Annotated in this window: 21 protein-coding genes; 3 read left to right on the top strand and 18 right to left on the bottom strand. The window is 32.0% G+C overall.

Going from position 1 to position 23394, the window contains the following annotated elements; all coding sequences use genetic code 11:
* The first annotated feature begins 136 nt into the window (after window positions 1–136).
* Window positions 137–1537 (top strand): fasciclin domain-containing protein, encoded by a 1401-nt coding sequence (locus tag ACEQT4_RS02270; protein ID WP_370225809.1) that lies wholly within the window; start codon window positions 137–139, stop codon window positions 1535–1537.
* Window positions 1538–1607: 70 nt separating this feature from the next.
* On the opposite strand, the gene ACEQT4_RS02265 is transcribed toward ACEQT4_RS02270, so the two are convergent.
* The 9 genes from ACEQT4_RS02265 to bshC all read right to left on the bottom strand — a co-directional run bounded on the left by ACEQT4_RS02265 (window position 1608) and on the right by bshC (window position 13665).
* Window positions 1608–2324: a toxin-antitoxin system YwqK family antitoxin gene (locus ACEQT4_RS02265; protein WP_370225808.1), complete on the bottom strand. Its 717-nt coding sequence runs from the start codon at window positions 2322–2324 to the stop codon at window positions 1608–1610.
* Between the two features lie 141 nt (window positions 2325–2465).
* The gene (gene yidC / locus ACEQT4_RS02260; RefSeq protein ID WP_370225807.1) at window positions 2466–4373 is read right to left on the bottom strand and encodes a membrane protein insertase YidC; all 1908 of its coding nucleotides are present in this window, start codon (window positions 4371–4373) and stop codon (window positions 2466–2468) included.
* Between the two features lie 101 nt (window positions 4374–4474).
* Window positions 4475–6091, bottom strand: a complete 1617-nt coding sequence (locus ACEQT4_RS02255) for a CTP synthase (protein ID WP_370225806.1) — start codon at window positions 6089–6091, stop codon at window positions 4475–4477.
* 63 nt (window positions 6092–6154) lie between these two features.
* Entirely contained in the window at window positions 6155–6385 is a 231-nt protein-coding gene (locus ACEQT4_RS02250) for a DUF3820 family protein (protein WP_027880082.1), read from the bottom strand.
* Window positions 6385–6927 (bottom strand): DUF922 domain-containing protein, encoded by a 543-nt coding sequence (locus ACEQT4_RS02245; protein WP_370225804.1) that lies wholly within the window; start codon window positions 6925–6927, stop codon window positions 6385–6387. The genes ACEQT4_RS02250 and ACEQT4_RS02245 overlap by 1 nt, the downstream gene beginning before the upstream one ends.
* A 29-nt stretch (window positions 6928–6956) precedes the next feature.
* Window positions 6957–8903, bottom strand: a complete 1947-nt coding sequence (locus ACEQT4_RS02240; RefSeq protein ID WP_370225803.1) for a LysM peptidoglycan-binding domain-containing protein — start codon at window positions 8901–8903, stop codon at window positions 6957–6959.
* A gap of 167 nt (window positions 8904–9070) precedes the next feature.
* Entirely contained in the window at window positions 9071–10606 is a 1536-nt protein-coding gene (guaA, locus tag ACEQT4_RS02235) for a glutamine-hydrolyzing GMP synthase (protein ID WP_370225802.1), read from the bottom strand.
* Between the two features lie 79 nt (window positions 10607–10685).
* Window positions 10686–12059: an aspartate aminotransferase family protein gene (locus ACEQT4_RS02230; RefSeq protein ID WP_370225800.1), complete on the bottom strand. Its 1374-nt coding sequence runs from the start codon at window positions 12057–12059 to the stop codon at window positions 10686–10688.
* Window positions 12052–13665 carry a bacillithiol biosynthesis cysteine-adding enzyme BshC gene (bshC, locus tag ACEQT4_RS02225; protein ID WP_370225799.1) on the bottom strand — a complete coding sequence of 538 codons (1614 nt, stop codon included), beginning with the start codon at window positions 13663–13665 and terminating at the stop codon, window positions 12052–12054. Before bshC ends, ACEQT4_RS02230 begins: the two co-directional genes overlap by 8 nt.
* A gap of 128 nt (window positions 13666–13793) precedes the next feature.
* On the opposite strand from bshC, the gene ACEQT4_RS02220 reads away from it, so the two are divergent.
* Window positions 13794–15050 (top strand): carboxypeptidase-like regulatory domain-containing protein, encoded by a 1257-nt coding sequence (locus ACEQT4_RS02220; protein ID WP_370225797.1) that lies wholly within the window; start codon window positions 13794–13796, stop codon window positions 15048–15050.
* Window position 15051: 1 nt separating this feature from the next.
* Here the strand turns inward: ACEQT4_RS02220 and rimO are convergent, their stop codons facing one another.
* Window positions 15052–16356, bottom strand: a complete 1305-nt coding sequence (gene rimO, locus ACEQT4_RS02215) for a 30S ribosomal protein S12 methylthiotransferase RimO (RefSeq protein WP_027880089.1) — start codon at window positions 16354–16356, stop codon at window positions 15052–15054.
* 123 nt (window positions 16357–16479) lie between these two features.
* Between rimO and ACEQT4_RS02210 the strand changes: the two genes are divergently transcribed.
* Window positions 16480–17565, top strand: coding sequence for a serine hydrolase domain-containing protein (locus ACEQT4_RS02210; protein WP_370225796.1), 1086 nt, complete (start codon window positions 16480–16482; stop codon window positions 17563–17565).
* Here the strand turns inward: ACEQT4_RS02210 and ACEQT4_RS02205 are convergent.
* From ACEQT4_RS02205 to ACEQT4_RS02170, 8 genes are all read right to left on the bottom strand, one after another.
* On the bottom strand, window positions 17558–19210 hold the full coding sequence (locus ACEQT4_RS02205; protein ID WP_370225795.1) for an amidase family protein: 1653 nt from the start codon (window positions 19208–19210) through the stop codon (window positions 17558–17560). The genes ACEQT4_RS02210 and ACEQT4_RS02205 overlap by 8 nt on opposite strands.
* 80 nt (window positions 19211–19290) lie before the next feature.
* A complete protein-coding gene (gene ftsY, locus ACEQT4_RS02200) occupies window positions 19291–20265 on the bottom strand; it encodes a signal recognition particle-docking protein FtsY (protein ID WP_027880092.1) in 975 nt (324 codons plus the stop codon).
* A 164-nt stretch (window positions 20266–20429) separates the two neighbouring features.
* Window positions 20430–20579 carry a DUF4295 domain-containing protein gene (locus tag ACEQT4_RS02195; protein WP_081653195.1) on the bottom strand — a complete coding sequence of 50 codons (150 nt, stop codon included), beginning with the start codon at window positions 20577–20579 and terminating at the stop codon, window positions 20430–20432.
* Between the two features lie 36 nt (window positions 20580–20615).
* On the bottom strand, window positions 20616–20798 hold the full coding sequence (gene rpmG / locus ACEQT4_RS02190; protein ID WP_027880093.1) for a 50S ribosomal protein L33: 183 nt from the start codon (window positions 20796–20798) through the stop codon (window positions 20616–20618).
* A gap of 30 nt (window positions 20799–20828) precedes the next feature.
* On the bottom strand, window positions 20829–21065 hold the full coding sequence (gene rpmB / locus ACEQT4_RS02185) for a 50S ribosomal protein L28 (RefSeq protein WP_027880094.1): 237 nt from the start codon (window positions 21063–21065) through the stop codon (window positions 20829–20831).
* Between the two features lie 80 nt (window positions 21066–21145).
* Window positions 21146–22396, bottom strand: coding sequence for a competence/damage-inducible protein A (locus tag ACEQT4_RS02180; protein ID WP_370225793.1), 1251 nt, complete (start codon window positions 22394–22396; stop codon window positions 21146–21148).
* Window positions 22396–22737, bottom strand: a complete 342-nt coding sequence (locus tag ACEQT4_RS02175; protein ID WP_027880096.1) for a hypothetical protein — start codon at window positions 22735–22737, stop codon at window positions 22396–22398. Before ACEQT4_RS02175 ends, ACEQT4_RS02180 begins: the two co-directional genes overlap by 1 nt.
* Window positions 22738–23349, bottom strand: a complete 612-nt coding sequence (locus ACEQT4_RS02170) for a fumarylacetoacetate hydrolase family protein (protein ID WP_223076350.1) — start codon at window positions 23347–23349, stop codon at window positions 22738–22740.
* Between the last annotated feature and the right edge of the window lie 45 nt (window positions 23350–23394).

The raw sequence follows: 23394 nt of genomic DNA, 5'->3' as shown, positions 1-23394 counted from the left end.
TCAATAAGACCTAATTATACGTTTACTAAAAAGCTGAAAAACAAACAATTAAAAATTTTAACAAAATATTAGATACATTCTGTTTAAACATTTTTTAGATTTGTTAAACAAAATTTACAAACCAATAAAAATTGCTATGAAAAATTTAAAACTTTTATCGTTGTTATTATTAACAACTATCGTTTTCTGGTCATGTAGTGATGACGATGACGGAACTATTATTATTGATGAACAACCTCTAAACATTGTAGAATTAGCACAATCTAATCCTAATTTATCAAGTTTAGTTGATGCTGTTGTTGAAGCAAACCTAGCTGCAACACTTAGTGGACCAGGACCTTTTACTGTTTTAGCACCTACAGACGAAGCTTTTGCAGAATTTTTGTCTGATAACGGTTGGGCTACAGTACAAGACATACCTGACGAAGCGTTAACACAAACACTTCTTAACCACGTTATTTCTGGTACTGTAACATCTACAGATTTAACAGGTATGGGTAGAGGTTATACTAATACTTTAGCAGATGGTCCTTCTAACAATAAAATTAGTCTTCTGTTTGACACGAATAACGGTGTTGTTTTTAATAATGGTGCAGAAGTTACAGTTGCAGATGTAGAAGCATCTAATGGAATTGTTCATGTTGTTGATAAAGTAATTACATTACCTACAGTTGTTGATCATGCGGTTAATAACACAAATTATTCTAATCTTGTTGCTGCTTTAGGAGCTGCAGATGGAGACTTAGTGAATGTATTATCAGGAACAGGACCTTTTACTGTCTTAGCTCCAGATGATACAGCATTTGCAACATTTTTAGATGGTGCAGCACTTGCTGATGTTGATACAGCTGTATTATCTCAAATTTTATTAAATCATGTCATTAGTGGCGCAATCACTTCTACAGATTTAGTAGCTTTAGGAGAAGGTTATTCTAATACAAACGCTTCTGGACCTAACATGAATAACTTAAGCATCTACTTTAGCACTTCTAATGGTGTTATGTTTAATGGTGCGTCTACAGTAGAAACAGCAGATATTGTAGGTACAAACGGAATTATTCACACAGTAGACACTGTAATTGATTTACCTACTATAGCAACATTTGCTACTACCAATCCTGCATTATCTAATCTTGTAGCTGCTTTACAATATGCAGATACAGGTATGCCTACCGTACCATACATAAACACTGTTTCTGATGCAGAAGCTGGTCCTTTTACAGTTTTTGCTCCTACAGATAATGCTTTTGGAAACTTATTAACCGAATTAAATGTGTCTGCTTTAACAGATATACCAACATCTACTGTTGATGCTGTTCTAACTTATCACATTGTAAGTGGTAATATACAGTCTTCTATGTTAACTAGCGGAACTGTTACTACACTAGGAGGAGATATTACAGCAGACGCTACAAACTTTACTTTAACAGATGCTAATGGAAGAGTAAGTGATATAGTTACTAGCTTAGTTGACATACAAGCAGTAAATGGAGTTGTTCACGTAATTGACAATAACGTTATTTTACCGCCACAATAGTTTTTAGATGATTGATGTTAAGTTGAATAAATTGAAATAAACAGTTTATTCATAAAAAAAAACGCCTTAATTAAGGCGTTTTTTTATTGTTCTTATATGGATTTTTACTGCGTCTAGTAAAGTCGTTTTCTTCAATAAGCTTACCGTCTTTGTAAGTTTTCCAGATACCATGTCTGTAATCATTTTGGTATTGTCCTTCTAATATTAAGCTTCCTTTTTCGTCATAAGATTTGTAAGCACCATGTAACATATTGTCCTTATAAGTATATTCTCTAATTAAAACGCCTTCTCCAGAAAACCATTGCGATAATCCATCTAGTTTTCCGTTTTTGTAGTTTGCTTTTTCTGCCACATTTCCGTTAAGGTAATATGTTGTTCTTAAGCCTTCTAATTTTCCTTTATTATTATAAAATTCTGAAGTCATTAATTGATCACTATTTTTATGATAGTATAACCATTTACCTACATAAGTTTTTCCTCGCATTGCACCTTCACTAACCTTGTTTCCAGTAGATGTATAAAATACAACTAGAGCAATGTCTGAATCTTTTTTAAACGTACGTGTTGCTGCTAAAACAGCTTTATTCTCAAGATTTTGGTAAAATTTAAACATACCAACTTCTTTACCATGTTCAAATTGTCCTTCGTATCTTAATACTTCTGTGCCTTCAAAGTTCTTTTTCCATTTTCCGTGACGTTTACCGTTGCTATCAAATTGGTTAAACTCTTGTGCCAACATAAATGTTGATGATAAAGTAAAAATTAAAAGGGTTAAAAAGTGTTTCATTATTAAATATTATATCGCTTTCGCGGAATTTAAGCTACAACTATTATTGGTTAACGAAATGCAGCCATTTTTGTTATAACAAAAAAGCTGCCAAATTTAATTTATTTTTTTGACAGCTTTTATTTTTTGAAATTATAAATACTATTTACGTTTCTTCTTTTGTTGCTCTTGCATTTGTTTTTGCTTTTCAGCCTGCTCCATCATTTCTTTCATCTTTCTTTGAAATTTACTTTCCTTTTTAGGCTGCGCTTTTTTCACTTGGATATTAGCATGGATTTTGTCTTCATCTAAAATAAAATTCTTGATGACTAATAAAATACCAATACTAATTAAGTTAGAAATGAAGTAGTACAAACTTAAACCAGATGCATATTGGTTAAAGAAAATAAGCATCATAATTGGTGCAAAGTAAATCATGTACTTCATCATCTTTGTCATGTCTGGCATGCCTTCTTGTTGTGGCGCAGACATTTGGTTTTGCCCAGTAGTTAACTTCATGTAGAAGAAAATAGCAATTGCTGCCAAAATCGGGAATAAACTAACGTGATCACCATATAATGGAATATTAAAAGGTAATTCTGCCACAACATCATACGATGATAAATCGTCTGCCCATAAAAACTTTTTCTGTCTTAAAGCAAATGCTGTTGGGAAAAACATAAACAAGGCATAAAACACTGGCATTTGGATTAATGCTGGTAAACAACCTGCTAAAGGACTAGCGCCTGCTTTGCTTTGAAGCGCCATAGTTTCTTGTTGCGCTTTTAACTTGTTGTCTTTGTACTTCTCGCGAATAGCTTCTAATTCTGGCTTTAAAATTTTCATTTTCATTTGTGATAAATACTGTTTGTATTGCACAAAAGACATGGCTAATTTGATTAAAACCGTCATTACAATAATTGCTATACCATAAGGTAAGAAGCTACTTAAACCACTAAATAATGGAATGAATAAAAACTTGTTAATCCATCCAAAAATTCCCCATCCAAACGGGATACTTTCTACAATATTACCTTCGTATTGTTTTAGGATTTGACTATCTGTTGGACCGTAATATAATTTTAAATTACTGTTTAAATTTGCTCCGCTTAACGGTAAATCTAATTTTGTTGCAAATTGCTTTGTGTAAATAGAATCTACTTCTTCGTCTTCAACTAGATTTTTAGAACGTAATGCAACATTATTAAAAGGTTGATCTGCTACTAGAATTGTGCTAAAAAAGTGCTGTCTGTAACTTAACCATTCTAGCTCGTCTACAGTTTCATCATCATCACTCATTTGTGATAATTTATCTACATCACCATCGTTTTGGTAAGTTAAACGTGTGTATCTATTCTCGTAAGAAATACTTTGATCGTGTCTGTATAATTTTTGAGACCAATCTAAAGTAATTGGGTTAGATGTATTAATATCTGTCTCTATACCTTGAGATTTTATGGTAAAATCTACCATGTACTCGTTTGGCTTAATAACGTAATTGTATTCTAAAAACTTATTTTGAGCAGTTTTAAGCTTCATAGACACAATAGTGTTGGCTCCACTTTTTGTAACTGTTGGTTGAAAGTATAAATCTTTAGTATTTAAAGTACGGTTATCTGTTGTTTGAAATTGAAGATTAAATACCGAATTACCATCTTTTACTATGTAAATTGGAACAGAATCAAAATCTACAAATTGTTTTAATCTAACTTCTGAAAGATGTCCTCCTTTTGTATTAAATTTTAAATCTAAAACTTCGTTTTGAACATTAATTTCTTTTTCTGAAGATGTTGCTGTTGCTACAGAATAAGCAAATGCACCTATTTTAGATTGTAATGCAGCTACCTGAGCAGAATCTTTTGCTTCTGTAAAATCTGTTTCTGTTACTACTTTTGTGTCTTCTTTTTCAGCTTCAGCTTTTTTCTGAGCATCTATTTGCGCTTGCTTCTCTGCCTCTTGCGCTTTTAATTCTTCTTCAGATGGTGCATTTTGCCACATCATGAATAATAAAATTCCGAAAATTAAAATAAATCCAATTATCGAATTAATGTCTAGTTTTTTTTCTTCCATTCTGTTCTTCAGTTTAAGACCTGCCAAATTTAATAAAATCTAGCAGGTCTAAAATTTTGGTCAAATATACGACCACTTTTTATTTTAATGTCAAAGTGACACTATTTTGTGTTATGATGTTTTAAGCTAGCTTTTACAAATGCCACAAATAATGGATGTGGATTTGCAACTGTACTTTTATATTCTGGATGATACTGTACAGCAACAAACCAAGGATGACTTGGGTTTTCGACAATTTCTACCAATTTAGTTTCTGGATTATAACCTGTAGTTTTTAATCCAGCAGCTTCTATTTTTTCTTTATAATCGCTGTTAAACTCGTATCTATGTCTATGACGCTCTTTTATATCTTGAGTTTGATACACATTGTATGCAATAGAATCTTTTTCTATATGGCAATCCCAAGCACCAAGACGCATTGTTCCGCCCATATCGGTGATGTTTTTTTGGTCTTCCATAATGTCTATTACTGGATTAGATGTTTTAGGATCCATCTCTGTTGAGTTAGCATCTTTTAATCCTAGTACATTACGACAAAACTCTATTACAGCCATTTGCATTCCTAAACAAATTCCTAAAAACGGAATATTGTTTTCTCTTACAAATTTAATAGCGTCTATTTTCCCTTCTATACCACGTTCTCCAAAACCTGGTGCAACAAGTACACCATCAAGATGAGATAATTTCATCTTAATATTGTCTTCGTTTAGATATTCTGAGTGTACAGATTCTACATTTACTTTAACTTCATTTTCTGCTCCTGCATGAATAAAAGCTTCTAAAATAGATTTATAAGAATCTTGTAACTCTACATACTTACCTATTAATCCTATTGTAATTTCTGATTTTGGATTTTTATGAAGTTGTAAAAACTTATTCCATTTTGTTAAATCTGGCACATCACTTTTTAAGGCTAGCTTTTTAAGAACAACCTTATCTAAACCTTGATCCAACATTAAATTAGGCACATCATATATTGTAGATGCATCTATAGATTGTATGATTGCTTCTTCACGAACATTACAGAATAAGGCTAACTTTCGTCTTAAATCACTTGGTAATTCGTGCTCAGTACGACATACCAATATGTCTGCTTGTACACCGCTTTCCATTAAAGTCTTAACACTGTGCTGTGTTGGCTTTGTTTTAAGCTCTCCTGCTGCAGATAAAAAAGGAACTAACGTTAAATGTATAACAATTGCATTGTTTTCGCCTAAATCCCATTTTAATTGTCTTACTGCTTCTACATAAGGTAAAGACTCTATATCACCAACAGTTCCTCCTATTTCTGTAATAACTATATCGTAATCTCCAGAGTTACCTAAAATCTGGATTCGGTGTTTAATCTCGTCTGTAATATGAGGTACTACTTGTACGGTTTTACCCAAAAATTCGCCACGACGTTCGCGTTCTATTACGTTTTGGTATATACGACCAGTAGTTACATTATTAGCTTGGCTAGTTGGTACGTTTAAAAAACGTTCGTAGTGCCCAAGATCTAAATCGGTCTCTGCACCATCATCGGTTACATAGCATTCGCCATGCTCGTATGGGTTTAAAGTTCCTGGATCTACGTTAATGTAAGGATCTAATTTTTGAATTGTTGTCTTATAACCTTGCGCCTGAAGTAACTTGGCTAGAGATGCTGCGATTATACCTTTTCCTAATGAAGAAGTTACACCTCCGGTTACAAATATGTACTTAGTTTTAGTTGTCATGTTGCGTTGTTAACGCGGGCAAATTTACAATTTTTAGTTGAAAACTTAGGATGAATTTAGGATTTATTTTGAGTATCTTTTCTGTATCTCTCTTACCAAATATTCTAGTCCATTTACTTTTAATGTATAAACAGTTTCTAGCATTTGTCCTAATTTATTTTTTGGAAAACCTTTATTATAATACCAAACTACATAATGTTCTGGCAAGTCTATTAAATACCTATCTTTATACTTACCAAAAGGCATTTTAGTATGTGCTAATTTTATGAGAAAGTCTTTGTCTGGCTCTAGCACTAAGATTTAGATTTAAATTTTTCTAAAGTTTTTAATTGTTTGGCAACACTTTCTTGCCATTTAATTTGTGCTTCGGTATTTATAGAATGATTAGTTTCTTCATCATAAGAATTTTGCATTAAAGATAATTGCTTATTAATACTTTGATGTAATTGGTCTAACTGATTATCTATGTCTAAACTTGGCTTTAATTTAGCTATTTGTTGTCTAAATAATCTGGCATGTAACTCTGTAATATCAAAATGAAGTTGTTCATGTCTTAAAATATTATCATCTACCATTTCTTTTTTACACCACGAATGCTCTGGATAAAAATAAGCTTTAACCAATGTTTTAAAACTATGCACCTTATTTGATGTTTTCTTTATAGAATAGCTAAAAGTAATACCTGAAGCTGTGATAGCTACAGCATCTGTTTGATTATTTGGTGCTCCTTTAAAATCTGACCAAGTTAATTTGTAATTTTCACTCCAAGAAACTTCTTCTATGACATCACTTTGAAATAGAATAAACAAACTTAAAATTGAAATAAATTTTAACATAACCAATTAACGCTAAGTTAATTAAAAAATTACTCGGTAACTTCTACTATTTTTAAATCACTGTATTTTACTAAGTAAACAGCATCATTGTAATAACCGCCAAATAACTTTTTCTTGTAAGCAAACTTATTTTCTACATAGGTTGTTAAAGGGTATTGGTTTGCAGACATATATAAATCTTCTGATGTAACTAAACGTAACACTACATCCATAGTTATATCAAAGCCTCTTGTTGCATAACTATTTGGTAATTCATTATAAATACTTTTGTAGCGCTTTGCAAAGCTATTATTTTCGTCTTCGTTGTAAGACTTTTTTATATCTGAATAGGTAAAGTTAAGATTAGATAAGTGTGTGTTTCTTACTTCTTCGTCTTCAAAAGCTTTTTTATCCATTTTTGTAGTGGTTAAGATTATATCTGTACCTGTTACAATTTTTGAATTTAATAAACTGGAAACATTAGATACAAAACCTGGATTGTCTGTTTCTAAAAACACCACATTTTTTCCTGGTTTTAACACGTTAATTATATCTTGATCTAATACATAATACGCATCTTTTCCTGTTTTTCTTTCTGTTCTTGAAGATAAAACTGATGCTCTTGTAAACTCTCTTTTTAATTTATCACTAACCGATTTGTTTTTTTTGTCTGATATGATAATGATATGTGCTGTCGTGTCTGCTTTAAAATGATTTATTATAGCTGTTTCCATCATGTCTTCAGATGGTCTTGACTGAAAAACATTGTCTCCTAAATTTACCGTTTTTGTTAATGGTGAAACTACGGGTATTTTTTGATTGTTTAATTGTGAAGCTACTGTGTTAAAATTATCTTTCATCATTGGTCCAATGACTGCGCTAGTTTCTGAAAAATCATTTCTTCTTAAAATTGAAGCCACTTCGCTTTCTCTATTTTGCGTATCAAACACATCAACTTTTAGGTTTACTCCTAATTCTTGTAAAGAATCTAACGCTACTTTTACACCTGTATAAAAATCTAAAGACACACTTAAATATCTATCTGTTTCGATTTGTTTTTTGGTGTCGTAAATAGAATCTGTATTTACCTTATTTAAACCAAAAGGAAGCATGATTGCTATCTTTTTAGTTTCAGGATTAATATTACTTTTTGTTAAATCTACTTTTCCTGCATTTGTAGTCATGCTACTTACAACACCTTCTATTGTCGAGTTACTTCCTTTAAAAGGTATTTTTAAAACCATACCTTCTTTTAATCCAGTTTCTTCTAGTTCAGGGTTTAATTTCTCAAGGTCTTCTTGGGTTAACCCAGTTTTTAATTTAATACGATAAAAACCTTCTTTTGGCAAAACTGTATAATAGCTATACTTTTCGTCTACTTCTTTTATGGTTTCAGCTTCTTTGTTTGGTACATTTACAACATCACCTGGTTGTAAAACATCATTCATAGCAGGATTTAAATCTTCAAGTTCTTGTACCGTAATTCCGTATTTATAAGCAATACGCCATTTTCCTTCTTTTGGTTGAACAGTATATGTTGTTAAAGGCGATTTAGTCTCAACAACTTCTTTTACAATTTTATATTCTGGAATTTTTATACGGTCGCCTTTACGCAAATTGTTAGCATACAATTCTGGATTGTGCTTTTTAATATCTTCTTGAGTTACATTATATTCTTTAGATAAACTGTAAAGCGTTTCTTTTCGTTTTACTTTATGAGTTTTAAACCCTAACAGCGTTTTTGTTTCTTTTGTTTTGGTTTCTGGTTCTTTAACAACTACACCTTGTTTTGGTATTATTAAAACAGAACTTACTTTTAACCCTTTTCTTGCATCAGGATTTAAGGCTAAAACAGAAGATTTTGAGACGTTGTATTGCTTTGCTATCTGCTCTAAAGTTTCTCCTGCTTGGACTTTATGGGTTTTGTAATTTTGCGCTTTCGCGGAAGCACAGCTAAAGACCATTAATAAGCCTAAAATATATAGTAATTTTCTCATATCTAATTATACGTTGTAAAAGTGCGTTAGGGATTGAACGGTTTGTTTGAGCTCTCCCAACTTTTGTTGGGAAGCGAGTAGTGAAAGCCCGACCCTTGTGGTAACGCCATTCTTCTCGATACTATTTTCTCATACTTCGAAAATCACTCGAAGTGACGATTTTTTGTTTATTCCCACTCAATTGTTGCTGGTGGTTTACTACTAATGTCGTAAACTACTCTATTAACGCCTTTTACTTTATTTATTATATCGTTACTTGTTTTTTGTAAAAACTCGTATGGTAAATTTACCCAATCTGCAGTCATACCGTCTGTACTTTCTACAGCACGTAATGCTACACATTTTTCGTAAGTACGTTCATCGCCCATTACTCCTACACTGTTTACCGGAAGTAACATGGCGCCTGCTTGCCATACTTTGTCATACAATCCTGCTTGTTTTAATCCGTTGATAAAAATAGCATCTACCTCTTGTAATATACGAACTTTTTCTGCTGTTACGTCTCCTAAAATTCTGATAGCTAAACCTGGACCTGGAAATGGATGACGACCTAAAAGGTTTTTATCCATACCCATTGATGCACCAACACGTCTTACTTCGTCTTTAAACAATTCTTTTAATGGTTCTACAATTTTAAGTTTCATAAAGTCTGGTAATCCTCCAACATTATGATGACTTTTTATTGTTGCACTTGGTCCGCCAGTTGCACTAACACTTTCTATCACATCTGGATAAATGGTACCTTGTGCTAACCATTTTACGTCTTCTATTAAATGAGCTTCGTCATCAAAAACTTCGATAAATACACGTCCAATAGCTTTACGTTTTTTCTCTGGATCACTTTCATCTTTTAAGGCATCCAAAAAGCGTGCCGAAGCATCTACACCTTTTACATTTAAGCCCATTCCTTTGTATTGTTCTAATACGTCTGAAAATTCGTTTTTACGTAATAATCCATTATTTACAAAGATGCAATATAGGTTTTTACCTATTGCTTTGTGTAAAAGCATTGCTGCTACAGATGAATCTACACCACCTGATAATCCTAAAACTACTTTATCGTTACCTAACTTTGTTTTTAAATCTTCTACAGTTTCTTCTATAAAAGCATTTGGTGTCCAATCTGGATTAACTTTTGCTATTTTTACTAAGAAATTTTCTAGCAGTAATTTTCCATCTGTTGAATGATATACTTCTGGATGAAATTGAATAGCGTAAGTTGTTTCATTTTCTATTTTATAAGCTGCGTTTTGCACATCGTGTGTACTTGCTAAAAGCACACCATTTTCTGGCAAAATCTTGATTGTATCGCTATGACTCATCCAAACTTGACTACCAATATGTATGCCTTCTAAAAAAGTTTCGTTTTCTTCAACGTAACTTAAGTTTGCTCTACCGTATTCTCTCGTATTGGATTCTGCTACTTCGCCACCAGAAAAATGTGCTAAATATTGTGCACCGTAGCATACCGCTAGCATTGGTTTTTTACCTCTTATATCTGATAAGTCAGGATGATATGCATCTTCTGATCTTACAGACATTGGGCTACCAGAAAGTATTACCGCTTTGTAGTCTTCTAAATTGTTGGGTATTTTGTTAAATGGGTGTATTTCGGAATAGATGTTAAGTTCTCTAACTCTGCGCGCAATTAGTTGTGTGTATTGCGATCCGAAATCTAAAATAAGTACTTTGTCGTGTTGCATGCACAAAAATAATAATTGCGTTGAAAATTACTATTTATGTGATATTAAATTTCAACTTATTTTTTAACAAAACTATCAACTAAAACATCGATTCTAAAATTGCTTTTATATCTTGTTCTGTTGTATCTGGGTTAATAAAGCAGAAACGTGAGACGGTTTCAAAAGTATTGCCTGTTTTCCATTTTGTAGGAGTCACTAATGCAAAACCTTTATCGTGGTTTGTAAATGTCCAATTACGATAGTCTTCTGGATTCCAACCTTTTCTTCTATACAATACACATGATAAACTTGGCTCTCTAACCAATTCTACATGATCATAATCTTCTATCATTTTACCTGCTATATTAGCTAATTCTATACCACGTTCTACAGCTTCTTTATATCTATCTGTACCGTGTGTAGCCAAACTAAACCAAAGAGGCAAACCTCTAACACGACGTGTTAATTGTATTTGATAATCTGTTGGATTGAATCCATGCGCACCTTCATCTTTAAAAATTTCTAAATAAGAACCTTCTTGAGAATGTGCTTTTTTTGCTAATTCAGGTTGTTTGTAGATTACTGCTCCGCAATCATACGGAGAAAACATCCATTTATGAGGATCTATTGTGATACTATCTGCTTGTTCAATTCCGTTAAATAAGTGTCTAACAGAATCTGCCACCAAAGCGCCTCCACCATATGCAGCATCTACATGAAACCATAACTTTTCTTTTTGACAGATATCTGCAATTGCACTTAAATCATCAATAATACCGGCATTTGTTGTACCACCAGTTGCAACAACTGCAAATAAACGTTGACGTTGGTGCTGGGTTAAGCTGTTAATGGTACTTTGCAAAGCGTCTCCTTCTAATCTATCTTCTGTTTCTACCAGTAAAACATCTACATCCACCACTTTTGCCATAGCTTTTATTGAAGAGTGAGCACCAATAGAGGTTATAATTAATCCTTTTTCGTTTTTATTTTGATCATTTAAGCTTCTCCAATATTCGCGCGCAGTTACTATTGCAGATAAATTAGCTGCAGTACCGCCACTTGTAAATACCCCAAACGCTCCTTCTGGTAAACCGGTTAAGGATACAATCCACTTCATAGCTTCGTTTTCACAAAAAATACCTCCTGCACCTTCCATCCAATACGCACCATGAATACTTGACGCTGATGTTACTAAATCAAACATTACTGCAGCTCTTGTTGGTGATGCTGGTACAAAAGCTAAATGACGTGGATGATCAATTTTTACATTAGCATGCATTAAGTGTTTTTTCCACATGTTAAATGCGGTTTCGCCTCCAATTCCTTTTTCTGTAATAGTTTCTCCTACTAAAGCTTTTAAAGTTTCTGCTTTTTGAGGTTTACCGATAACATCTTCTGTTTTAGAGATTCGGTCTATTGTGTATTTCATGACGTCTAGCGTCATTTCTACTAAATCTATATCTATTTTATGCATTATCTTGTAATTGAAGAACTAAAAATTCGCTTTTTAAAGGCTCTAAATTATTAATTAATTGTGGTATTAAGCTATCTCCATACTCTAAATAAAATTGGGAAAAGTTTACGCTACGCTCTTGCAAACTTTGATTTGGAAATAGTTGATTTTGCAAATCTGTAATACGCTGCACATGGTCTTTTAGTTTTCTTTTTTGTGCTGTAAGCAAACGTTTTTCTAAGTGCTCCAAGCCTTTTATTTGCTTACGTCTTTGCGCATCTACTGCGCCAATAAACGATTTATCGGTTTGTTCTGCCAAAGCATATAAATCTTCAAACTGTTGTTTTAAATGCTTTATTTGAGGTGAAAAATCGATATCTATATTTGAAATTTCACGTACACGTTTATTTATGAATGTATCACGCTTTAAAAATAATGAAGCATTATTAATATTCAGTTTGTCTAGTTTTTTGGCTTGCCTTTCGGTTTTTAACAGTACCGAATTACGTAATAATAACATAGGAAAAACTACATTGTTTGCCTTAAAATTTTCTTTTAATTGGAACCAATAGGCTAATTCTCCGCCACCGCCAATGTAACATAGATTTGGCAAAATAACTTCTTGATATAACGGACGTAAAATTACATTTGGACTAAAACGTTCTGGGTGATTTTTAATTTCTTCTTTAATTTCAGGAGTTGTCCAAGTAATATTTGTATTTAATACGCTGTAAGTTTCATCTTCAAAAACAATACGTTCTCTTAGATTTTCCTCTATATAAAACAGATTAATTTCTCTTGGATTTACTTGTATTTTATAGTTTTCTGACGTTTTTTCAATTTCAGCATTGGTCTGCATCACTTTATTAAAAGACGTTTGCTCTACAAGTTCTTTTTCTATATAAGGAACAAATAATTGCTTTAATTTTTTGTGATTGGCATCAACAATTACTAATCCATAATCTTTAAAAAGTTGATTTGCTAAAAATAAAGTTGCTTCGGCTAAATTACTATGTTTTAAATATGCTTTTTCAAACCATTGCTTTAGTTTATTTGCATTATTACCAAGTCCTAACTCTTGAGAGAATACCTCTAAAACATCTTGCAAACCTTCTGTAGATAATTCGCCAACTGCACCTGATGCCTTTTTATTCCATCTTATTTTTTTTCCGTTTAAATTAAAATAGTTAATTTCTTCAAAATCATGATCTTCGGTCGCCATCCAATAGACAGGAACAAAATTATACTCTGGATAGGTTGCTTTTAAATTTTTAGTAAGATTTATGGTTGAAATAATTTTATATAAAAAATATAAAGGTCCTGTAAACAAGTTAAGTTGATGACCTGTAGTTACCGTAAACGTGTTGTCTTTACGCAGTGCTTCAATATTGTTTAAAGTTTGTAACGACGTATCAAAAGACTGATATTGATCTATTAAAGTCTCTGCAAGTACCTTTCTATTTTCTAAAGGAAATGACGCTTTCTTTTCTTCTATTTGAAACTTAAAATTTTGAAGATTAGGAAAACGATTATAAAATGGTTTTAACTCTTCTTTTTCTGAGAGATAATCGGTTATTAAAGTAGAAAAATATCCTGTGTCTTTAAATGGAATACAGTCTGTTGGCATAAGTAAAAAATTCTACTACAAATATAACACACAAAGGACTATTACTTGTCTTAAAATTAACATAAATCCTTATAATTCATGTTGCTTTTTTACGTATATTTATAGATAGCACTTTAAATAAAAATATTATGAAAAAGATTGAATTTAACACCTCAAAAGCTCTATTTTTATTACTTGCTACGTTCTATTTTTCGGTAAGTTATTCTCAAAATTTAATGGAGTATAAAGGTGTTGTTTTAGACCAAAACAACAAAAAAGAATTAGCTCTAGCAGATGTATCGCTTACAAACAGTAATATTAGTACTATTACTAATAAAGAAGGAGAATTTTCTATCAAAGTACCAAAAAATCAACTAAATGAAAGTTTAATAATTTCATTTTTAGGTTATAAACAGCAAAAAGTAAAGCTATCTGAAATAGATAATGATAATGCTAAAATATACCTAGCACCAGCAGCAACCATATTAGCTTCTGTTGATATTGTAAGACCTAAAGACGCTTATGATTTAGTAAAAAAAACACTATCCTTAAAAGGTGAAAATTATTTAACAGAGAACGCGTATATGACAGGTTTTTATCGTGAATCCATAAAAAAGAGAAACCGAAATGCTTCTCTAGCAGAAGCTATTGTAAGCATAGAAAAACAACCTTACACTAATTATAAATCTGATAAAATAACCTTAATAAAGTCCAGAAAGCAGACCAACTACAACAGATTAGATACTCTTGCTTTAAAGCTACAAGGTGGACCATTTGGATCTTTATACGCAGATATGATCAAATACCCAGATTATGTTTTTAATAATGAAACTATAAAATACTATGATTTTAGTTTTGAACAATCAACTGAAAAAAATGGCAGAATGGTTTACGTTGTTAACTTTAAACAAAACTCTAATTATACTATGCCGCTTTACTATGGCAAACTATATATAGATTCTCAAACTTACGCACTTACAAGTGCTGATTACAACTTAAATGTTGAAAACAAAGCTAAAGCATCTTCATTTTTTGTAAAGAAAAAACCTAATAGAGTCGAGATAACTCCTACAGAAGCTAATTACAAAGTAACTTACAGAGTTAAAAACGGAAAGTGGTATTACAGTTACAGCAATATGTTGTTAACTTTTATAGTAGATTGGAAGGGTAAACTTTTTAATAGCAAATACACATTAAATAGTGAAATGGCTATTACAGATTGGAATTTAGACAACAACACTATAAGTTCTAATGAAAATAAAAGATTAAGACCATCTAGTATCCTTCAAGATGAAGTTTCTGGTTTTACTGACCCAGAATTTTGGGGCGAATATAATATTATTGAACCCGAAAAATCTATTGAAAGCGCCATTAGAAAAATTAGTAGGAACTTAGACAAGTCTTAAACTATTCTACAACTTGTGCATACAAGTCAAAATCTTCTGCTTCTACAACTTTAACATTATAAAAGTCACCAGTTTTAAGGTAAGTTGTAGTTGCGTCGATTAGCACTTCGTTATCCACATCTGGACTATCAAACTCGGTACGACCAACAAAATAATTGCCTTCTTTACGATCTATAACCACTTTAAAGGTTTGTCCTATTTTTTCTTGGTTTAATTCCCAAGAAATTTGTGACTGTATTTCCATAATTTGATTTGCACGATCTTGTTTTACATCTTCTGGCACATCATCTTCTAGATTATACGCGTGTGTATTTTCTTCGTGAGAATAAGTAAAACAACCTAAACGCTCAAAGCGCATATCTGTTACCCATTGTTTTAAGGTTTCAAAATCTTCTTCTGTTTCACCTGGATAACCAACTATTAAAGTGGTACGTATAGTCATTTCTGGTACTGCAGCTCTAAACTCTTTTAACAACTTGGTTGTTTTTTCTTGTGTTGTACCACGACGCATGCTTTTTAAAATCTTATCAGAAATATGCTGTAAAGGAATATCTAAATAGTTACAAATTTTTGGCTCGCGATTCATAACATCTAAAACATCCATCGGGAAACCAGTTGGGAATGCATAGTGTAATCTTATCCATTCTATACCTTCAACTTTCACAAGATTTTCAAGTAATTCGGCAAGATTTCTTTTCTTATATAAATCTAATCCGTAATAGGTTAAATCTTGAGCAATTAAAATTAATTCTTTAACTCCATTTGCTGCTAACTTTTCAGCTTCAACTACTAAATCTTCAATTGGTGTAGACTTGTGTTTACCACGCATTAAAGGTATTGCGCAAAAACTGCAAGGTCTATCACAACCTTCAGCAATTTTTAAATAGGCGTAGTTTTTTGGTGTTGTTGTTAAACGTTCGCCAATTAATTCGTGCTTATAATCTGCACCTAAAGCTTTTAGTAAACCAGGCAATTCTGTAGTCCCAAAATATTGATCAACATTAGGAATTTCTTTCTCCAAATCAGGCTTATAACGCTCACTTAAACAACCAGTTACAAATACTTTATCAACTTCGCCATCTTCCTTTTTCTGCATATAATGCAAAATAGTATTTACACTTTCTTCTTTGGCGTTGTTAATAAATCCGCAGGTATTAATAACCACAACGTTACCTTCTTGCTCATGTACAACTTCTTTTCCATTTGCTTTAAGCTGTCCCATTAACACTTCACTATCGTACACATTTTTACTGCAACCTAAAGTAACAACGTTTATTTTATTCTTTTTAAGCGATTTAGTTCTCATACCTTAATTTTGGATGGCAAAGATACGTAATGATTTACGATTTTTAAGTGTCGAAATAATATTAAAAAATAGACATTAAACCTTTTTTGTATACTTTAGTCTAAAGTTGAAAACCAAACTGTTATGAAAAAACTGCTTTTTCTATTTTCATTTTCTTTTTTAATACTGAATTGCAGCAGTAATGACAATAATCAAATTGATGAAACACCAACTACCAATGAAGATAGTTTATATTTTCCACCTATAAATTCAGACACTTGGGAAACTAAAACTTTAGCAGAAGCAGGTTGGAATGAAAGCCAACTTCAACCTTTATTAGATTTTTTAGATGAAAAAAACACAAAAGGTTTTATTATGCTTCATAACGGTAAAATAGTGGTAGAATCTTATATGAATGGTCATAACGCCAATAGTATTTGGTATTGGGCAAGCGCAGGTAAAACATTAACCGCAACTGTTGCAGGTATTGCTCAAGACGAAGGTTTTTTAAATATTGAAAATAAAGTTTCTGATTATATTGGTACAGGTTGGACAAGCGCTACATTAAACAAAGAAAACCTAATTACTTGCAAACATTTATTATCAATGACTTCTGGTTTGGACGATGAAACTGGAGATGATGTTTCTCCTGAAAATCTTCAATATTTAGCAGATGCTGGATCACGTTGGGCCTATCATAATGTATATGTAAAAATGCAAGATGTTGTGGCGCAAGCTACTGGACAAGATTGGGATACCTATTTTAATGAAAAATTACGTGATAAAATAGGAATGACTGGTAGCTGGGTAAATTTAAATGCGTTAAGTGTGTATTGGAGTAACACACGAAGCATGGCTAGATTTGGTCTAATGACGTTAGCTAACGGTAAATGGGAAGACCAACAAATTATTAGTGAAAGCTATACCAACCAAGCTACAAACACATCTCAAGACATTAATTTAGCTTATGGATATTTATGGTGGTTAAATGGCAAATCAAGCTTTCACTTACCAACAACGCAAGTTGAATTTACAGGTGAATTAATCCCAAATGCACCAGCAGATATGTTTGCTGGTTTAGGTAAAAACGATCAAAAAGTTTACGTTGTACCTAGTAAAAACCTAGTAGTAATAAGAATGGGAGAAGTTGCTAATCCTGACAATTCTTCTTTTGGTTTATCTGGTTTTGACAACGAACTTTGGCAAAAAATTAATGCGGTAATTAATTAAGTTCTTTTGGAGACTGACGATACTTTGTCTTGTTTTCAAAAGAAAAACCTATTTGTAATAACTGATTTTCTGTTAGAGGTTTCCCTATAAAAGTTATTCCTTTAGGCGCTCCATTTTTTTCATATCCCATCGGAACTGTTAATGCTGGATATTCTGCTACAGCAGCATGTGCAGCATGATAATTATTAATTGACAAAATCGCATCTAAATTACTTGCTTCCATTGGTTTGTCAAAAAATAGTTTACCATTGGCTTTTAATTTTTCTTTAATTGCCTCCAATTCATTAACCGAAGCTTCATCTACAACTACACCTTCAAATAACTTCTGTCCGTAAGGCATACTATTTAATGAATCTTTTTTATTGAATTCGATAATATCATATATAGTTTTAAAACCTAAAGATGCATCAGCGTATGTTTTAAAATATTCTGGTAAGTCTTTTTGCATATCTAAATTTAGCAGTCTTATAAAGTCTGGTAATTCAACGTTATCCATTTCTATTTCTACTACTTCAAAACCAATAGCTTTTAAATCCTTTACTGCTCTTAGATATAAAGAATCTTTCATAAGAGATTTAATTGCTCCTAAACGTTTTCCTTCTACAGAAAAATTTTTCAATTCATCATAATTTATAATGCTTGAACCTGCTTCAATAGATTTACTATCAGCATTATCAAAACCAACTAAAGCATCCAAAAGTATAGCATTGTCAATTACATTTTTAGACATTGGTCCTGCTGTATCTAGTGTAGATGAAATAGGTACAATACCACTTCTACTTACCAATCCAATAGTAGGTTTTAAACCTACAACCGAGTTTTGACTTGCTGGCGATAAAATTGACCCTGCAGTTTCGCTGCCAATAGCTGCAAAACAAAAATTAGCCGCTACCGCTACACCACTACCAGAACTAGATCCACCTGTATCAATAACTCTTCTTCCGTATGGATTTAATGTTTGTCCACCAATTGCACTATAACCGCTAGGACAATCTCCGCAGAAAAAGTATGCCCATTCGCTTAAATTAGCTTTACCTAAAATTAACGCGCCTTTTTCTTTTAATCGTTTAACAATTGATGCGTCTTCGGTTTTATTATTTTTTAAAGCAACAGCACCAGCAGTAGTTACCATATCTGAGGTATTAATATTATCTTTTAAAAGAATTGGCATACCATAAACAGACATCAATAAATCACGTACGTTAACATCCATATTTTTAAAAGATTCATCTCTATTTTTAGCTTCCATTATCACATTAGGATTGACAGCTATTACTGAATTTAATGCCAAATCATTTTCTCTGTCAAATTTTCTAATTCGATATAAATAGAATTTTGTAAGACTTTCATAAGTTAGTTTGCCATCAATAATATACTGCTGAAGCGTTGGTATATCTTGATCTAAAATTAATGGCTTTAATTGCTGATAATTTTCTTCTGAAAAATCTTCTAATTGCGAATTTAATCGCTCCCAAATTGAAGCATTAGATATGTATTTTGAATCTAAAACTTTAAACTCTCTAAAGTCTTTTGTAGAAATAGAACTTATTTCATTTTCAACTTCGTCTTCTTTTACTGTTTTAATGTTTTCTTTACAACTATTAAATAAGAAAAAAAATACAATTAGGAATTTAGCTAGTTTCATGATTTTGTTTTCAATAAAAATACAAAAAAAGCCTCTTTAAATAAGAGGCTTTTTTTGTAATAATTTATGTTGAAAAATTTCTATTTAAAGAAAGAATCTACAAATTCATATTTATTAAACACTTGTAAATCTTCTATACCTTCTCCAACACCTATATATTTTACTGGTATTTGAAATTGGTCACTTATACCAATAACTACACCACCTTTTGCTGTACCATCTAACTTGGTCACAGCTAGACTTGTTACTTCTGTAGCTGCTGTAAATTGTTTTGCTTGTTCAAAAGCGTTTTGACCAGTACTACCATCTAAAACCAGTAATACATCGTGTGGCGCGTCACCAACTACTTTCTGCATGACACGTTTTACTTTAGTTAACTCGTTCATTAAGTTAATTTTGTTGTGTAAACGACCAGCAGTATCAATAATTATAACATCTGCATCTTGAGAGACACCAGATTGTAAAGCATCAAAAGCCACACTTGCAGGATCAGATCCCATTTCTTGTCTTACCATCGGTACATCTACTCTATCTGCCCAAACTTGTAATTGATCTATCGCTGCTGCTCTAAAGGTATCTGCTGCACCAAGAACAACTTTAAGTCCTTTCTTTTTAAACTGATAAGCTAATTTACCAATAGTTGTTGTTTTACCAACACCATTTACACCAACTACCATCAACACATATGGAGTCTTTTGTCCGTTTGATTGTGCTGGCAAATTTGGTATTGTATATTCTGTTTCTTCTCCAGAATTGGTTTCGGATAGTAATCCTGCAATTTCTTCACGTAGGATTCGGTTCAATTCGTCTGTACCTAAATACTTGTCTTTAGCTACTCGCTCTTCAATACGCTCTATAACTTTTAATGTCGTATTAACACCAACATCACTAGTCACTAAAACTTCTTCTAGGTTATCTAAAACATCATCATCTACTTTAGATTTTCCTGCAACTGCTTTACTTAGCTTACCTAAGAAGCTTGTACTAGACTTTTCTAATCCTTTGTCTAGTGTTTCTTTTTTTTCTGAAGAAAATATTCTTTTAAAAAAACTCATATAGTTTTAATATTTGTTTGTTAGCGATGCAATTACAATAATAGAGCCAAATAGTTTTACTGCTAAATTGTCATAATTACAGTGTAAAGAAACGCAATATTTTAAAATAAAAAAAGCCACCTTCGGGCAGAAAGTAGCTTAATAGGATTGCGAAAGCGCAATTCTTATTTTTTTAACCAGTCGTTTACTAAGTCTGGCGCCATAATAGACTCTACGAACATGTAAGCTCCTGTTTTAGGAGATTTTACCATCTTTATAGCTTTTGATAATCTTTTTGATCCTGTCTGTAACGATGCTACTGATTTCTTTGCCATCTTTTATCTTTTTTAAATTCTTTGCAATAAAGAATGTTACTTAATTTCTTTATGAACTGTCATACGCTTTAAGATTGGGTTAAATTTCTTTAACTCCATTCTGTCTGGCGTGTTCTTCTTATTTTTTGTTGTAATATAACGAGATGTTCCTGGTTTACCAGACTCTTTGTGCTCTGTGCACTCTAATATTACTTGTACTCTGTTACCTTTCTTTGCCATAATTACTATTATTTACCTATTAGGCTAATATTATTTTACAAATCCGTTAGCTCTTGCTTTTTTTAATGCAGCAGAGATACCGATTTTATTAATTGTTTTTAACGCTGATGTAGATATTTTTAAAGTTATCCACTTATCTTCTTCAGGAATATAAAAACGTTTTTTAATTAAATTAGCTCCAAATGTACGCTTTGTCTTATTCATTGCGTGAGACACGTTGTTTCCAACCATTGCCTTCTTTCCTGTAAGTTCACAAACTCTTGACATTACTATATAACTTTAAAAGTGTTATTAAAAATCGAGGTGCAAATATACTAATTATTTACTATTTGACAATAGCTAAATAATTAATTTTGAAAAATTTCTTTTTGAAGTAGTTCTAAAACCTTATTTACGGTTTTATTTATTACACGCTCACGATGGTTACCCATATTAAATTGAAAGGCTTTTGCGCCTTCTTTAGTGGCAAATCCAATAAAAACTGTTCCTACTTCTGCATCAGAATCTCCTTTTGTTGGTCCTGCATTACCTGTTGTTGATATCCCAATATCTGCATTCAGCTTTTCTCTTACATTAATAGCCATAGCTTTTGCAACAGCTTCACTTACAACAGAATGTTTTTCTATAATAGCTTGATCTACACCTAAAACATCTACTTTACTTTGTGTAGCATAAGTGACTAATCCGCCTTTAAAATATACCGATGCGCCAGAATGTTGTGTAAAGGTTTGGGTTAATTTTCCGCCTGTACAACTTTCGGCAATTGCCAATGTCTGGTTAGTTTTTACTAATTGATTAGCAATAATTTGTTCTATACTATTATTATTGTCTTCAAAACCAACAAAAATATCTTTTATTAATGGTAAGATATTTTCAACTTGCGTTTGGATGTCTTTATTTAAAACATCTTCATCGTTGCCTTTACCAGACAATCTTAAACGCACACGTCCTAAACTAGGCAAATATGCTAGTTTAATATGTTTTGGTAATTGGTCTTCTATATGTTCTATACGTTGTGCAATTGCGCTTTCTCCTAAACCATAGGTTAAAATGGTTTTGTGTAAAATAAATGGTCTTTTGTATTTGTGCGCTAATTTTGGCAGTACTTCATCTTCTACTAGCGCTTTCATTTCGTAGGGAACACCAGGTAAGGATATAAAAACTTTATCTCCTTTTTCCATCCACATTCCTGGAGCTGTACCATACTTATTCATTAGCACTTTACTTTTTGATGGTACTAATGCTTGTTTTCGATTTAAATCTGAAATTGGTGTGGTAATATATTTTTCAAAAAGTTGCTCTACGTGAGCTAATACTTTATCATTTTGAACCAAAATATCATTAAAATACTCGGCTAAAGTATGTTTTGTAATATCATCTTTAGTTGGTCCTAATCCGCCTGTAATAATAATGATATCGGCATTTTCTTCTGCTTCTTTAAAAGCTTTTATTAGGTGTTCTTTTTCATCTTGTATAGACGTTATTTGATATACAGATACTCCTATTGAATTTAACGCTTTACCTATAAAAGCTGAATTTGTGTCTATAATTTGACCAATGAGAATCTCGTCTCCAATGGTTATTATTTCGGCTTGCATTATAAATTAAAATCTTCTTTAATTTCTTTAACTGCGTTATCTATTGCTGTAAGCACAATAGTTAATTTACTTGAAATATCTTTATCGGTTTGTTCAAATTTACCCCAATCTTGCACTTCGATTAAATCGTTAAGTACACCAAGCTCAAACATATCTACAGTTGGTTTCATTTTATGAGCTGTTTGGTAAGATAACTTGTAGTTTTTATTTTCTACCGCGGTTTTTAAAACAGCTGCATCTTCTGGGACTTCTTCTAAAAATGTTTGTGCTAATGCCATGATAAAATCTTGGTCATTATCTGCTAGCTCTTTTATTCTTTCTAATTTATAATGCTGTTCCATTTATTTAACTTTAATCGAAAACATTTCTTTGTCTTCTATATATCCTTTTAGTGCGTCATCAGCAACAACTTTGCCAACTCCTGCAGGCGTACCCGTAAAGATAATGTCTCCTATTTTTAATGTAAAATATTTAGACACATATTCGATAATCTCGTCAATTTTATAGAGCATGTGACTAGTGTTACCTTTTTGTACGGTAATTTCATTTTTTTGCAGACTGAAATTCAAGTTGTTAATATCTGAAATTTCTGACTTATCCATCCAGTTTCCAATTACTGCTGCTCCATCAAAAGATTTTGCTTTTTCCCAAGGTAATCCCTTTTCTTTTAGCTTTTGTTGTAGATCTCTTGCAGTAAAATCTATACCTAATCCAACTTTATCATAATACTTGTGGGCAAATTTTTTATCAATGTGTTTACCTACACGATTTATTTTTACCAACACTTCAACTTCGTAGTGTACATCTTCTGAAAAATCTGGTATAAAAAACGGTTGTTTTTTCAATAATATAGCTGTATCTGGTTTGATAAAAACTACTGGTTCTGTTGGACGCTCGTTTTGTAATTCTTCTATATGTTTGGTGTAATTACGACCTATGCAGATTAGTTTCATATTTAGATTAACTAGATTTTTAGATTACTAGATTGTTGGATTTTT

The organism is Mesoflavibacter sp. (genome assembly GCF_964226795.1).
GTDB classification, from domain to species: domain Bacteria; phylum Bacteroidota; class Bacteroidia; order Flavobacteriales; family Flavobacteriaceae; genus Mesoflavibacter; species Mesoflavibacter zeaxanthinifaciens.
Note: the sequence above shows the minus strand (reverse complement) of the source record. Positions and strands in the feature narration are given on the sequence as shown.

What these genes read in the sequence shown, in the direction of transcription:
- ACEQT4_RS02270 (WP_370225809.1), top strand. Translation starts at nt 137, where the DNA reads ATGAAAAATTTAAAACTTTTATCGTTGTTATTATTAACAACTATCGTT.
- ACEQT4_RS02265 (WP_370225808.1), bottom strand. Translation starts at nt 2,324, where the DNA reads ATGAAACACTTTTTAACCCTTTTAATTTTTACTTTATCATCAACATTT.
- yidC (WP_370225807.1), bottom strand. Translation starts at nt 4,373, where the DNA reads ATGGAAGAAAAAAAACTAGACATTAATTCGATAATTGGATTTATTTTA.
- ACEQT4_RS02255 (WP_370225806.1), bottom strand. Translation starts at nt 6,091, where the DNA reads ATGACAACTAAAACTAAGTACATATTTGTAACCGGAGGTGTAACTTCT.
- ACEQT4_RS02245 (WP_370225804.1), bottom strand. Translation starts at nt 6,927, where the DNA reads ATGTTAAAATTTATTTCAATTTTAAGTTTGTTTATTCTATTTCAAAGT.
- ACEQT4_RS02240 (WP_370225803.1), bottom strand. Translation starts at nt 8,903, where the DNA reads ATGAGAAAATTACTATATATTTTAGGCTTATTAATGGTCTTTAGCTGT.
- guaA (WP_370225802.1), bottom strand. Translation starts at nt 10,606, where the DNA reads ATGCAACACGACAAAGTACTTATTTTAGATTTCGGATCGCAATACACA.
- ACEQT4_RS02230 (WP_370225800.1), bottom strand. Translation starts at nt 12,059, where the DNA reads ATGCATAAAATAGATATAGATTTAGTAGAAATGACGCTAGACGTCATG.
- bshC (WP_370225799.1), bottom strand. Translation starts at nt 13,665, where the DNA reads ATGCCAACAGACTGTATTCCATTTAAAGACACAGGATATTTTTCTACT.
- ACEQT4_RS02220 (WP_370225797.1), top strand. Translation starts at nt 13,794, where the DNA reads ATGAAAAAGATTGAATTTAACACCTCAAAAGCTCTATTTTTATTACTT.
- rimO (WP_027880089.1), bottom strand. Translation starts at nt 16,356, where the DNA reads ATGAGAACTAAATCGCTTAAAAAGAATAAAATAAACGTTGTTACTTTA.
- ACEQT4_RS02210 (WP_370225796.1), top strand. Translation starts at nt 16,480, where the DNA reads ATGAAAAAACTGCTTTTTCTATTTTCATTTTCTTTTTTAATACTGAAT.
- ACEQT4_RS02205 (WP_370225795.1), bottom strand. Translation starts at nt 19,210, where the DNA reads ATGAAACTAGCTAAATTCCTAATTGTATTTTTTTTCTTATTTAATAGT.
- ftsY (WP_027880092.1), bottom strand. Translation starts at nt 20,265, where the DNA reads ATGAGTTTTTTTAAAAGAATATTTTCTTCAGAAAAAAAAGAAACACTA.
- ACEQT4_RS02195 (WP_081653195.1), bottom strand. Translation starts at nt 20,579, where the DNA reads ATGGCAAAGAAATCAGTAGCATCGTTACAGACAGGATCAAAAAGATTA.
- rpmG (WP_027880093.1), bottom strand. Translation starts at nt 20,798, where the DNA reads ATGGCAAAGAAAGGTAACAGAGTACAAGTAATATTAGAGTGCACAGAG.
- rpmB (WP_027880094.1), bottom strand. Translation starts at nt 21,065, where the DNA reads ATGTCAAGAGTTTGTGAACTTACAGGAAAGAAGGCAATGGTTGGAAAC.
- ACEQT4_RS02180 (WP_370225793.1), bottom strand. Translation starts at nt 22,396, where the DNA reads ATGCAAGCCGAAATAATAACCATTGGAGACGAGATTCTCATTGGTCAA.
- ACEQT4_RS02175 (WP_027880096.1), bottom strand. Translation starts at nt 22,737, where the DNA reads ATGGAACAGCATTATAAATTAGAAAGAATAAAAGAGCTAGCAGATAAT.
- ACEQT4_RS02170 (WP_223076350.1), bottom strand. Translation starts at nt 23,349, where the DNA reads ATGAAACTAATCTGCATAGGTCGTAATTACACCAAACATATAGAAGAA.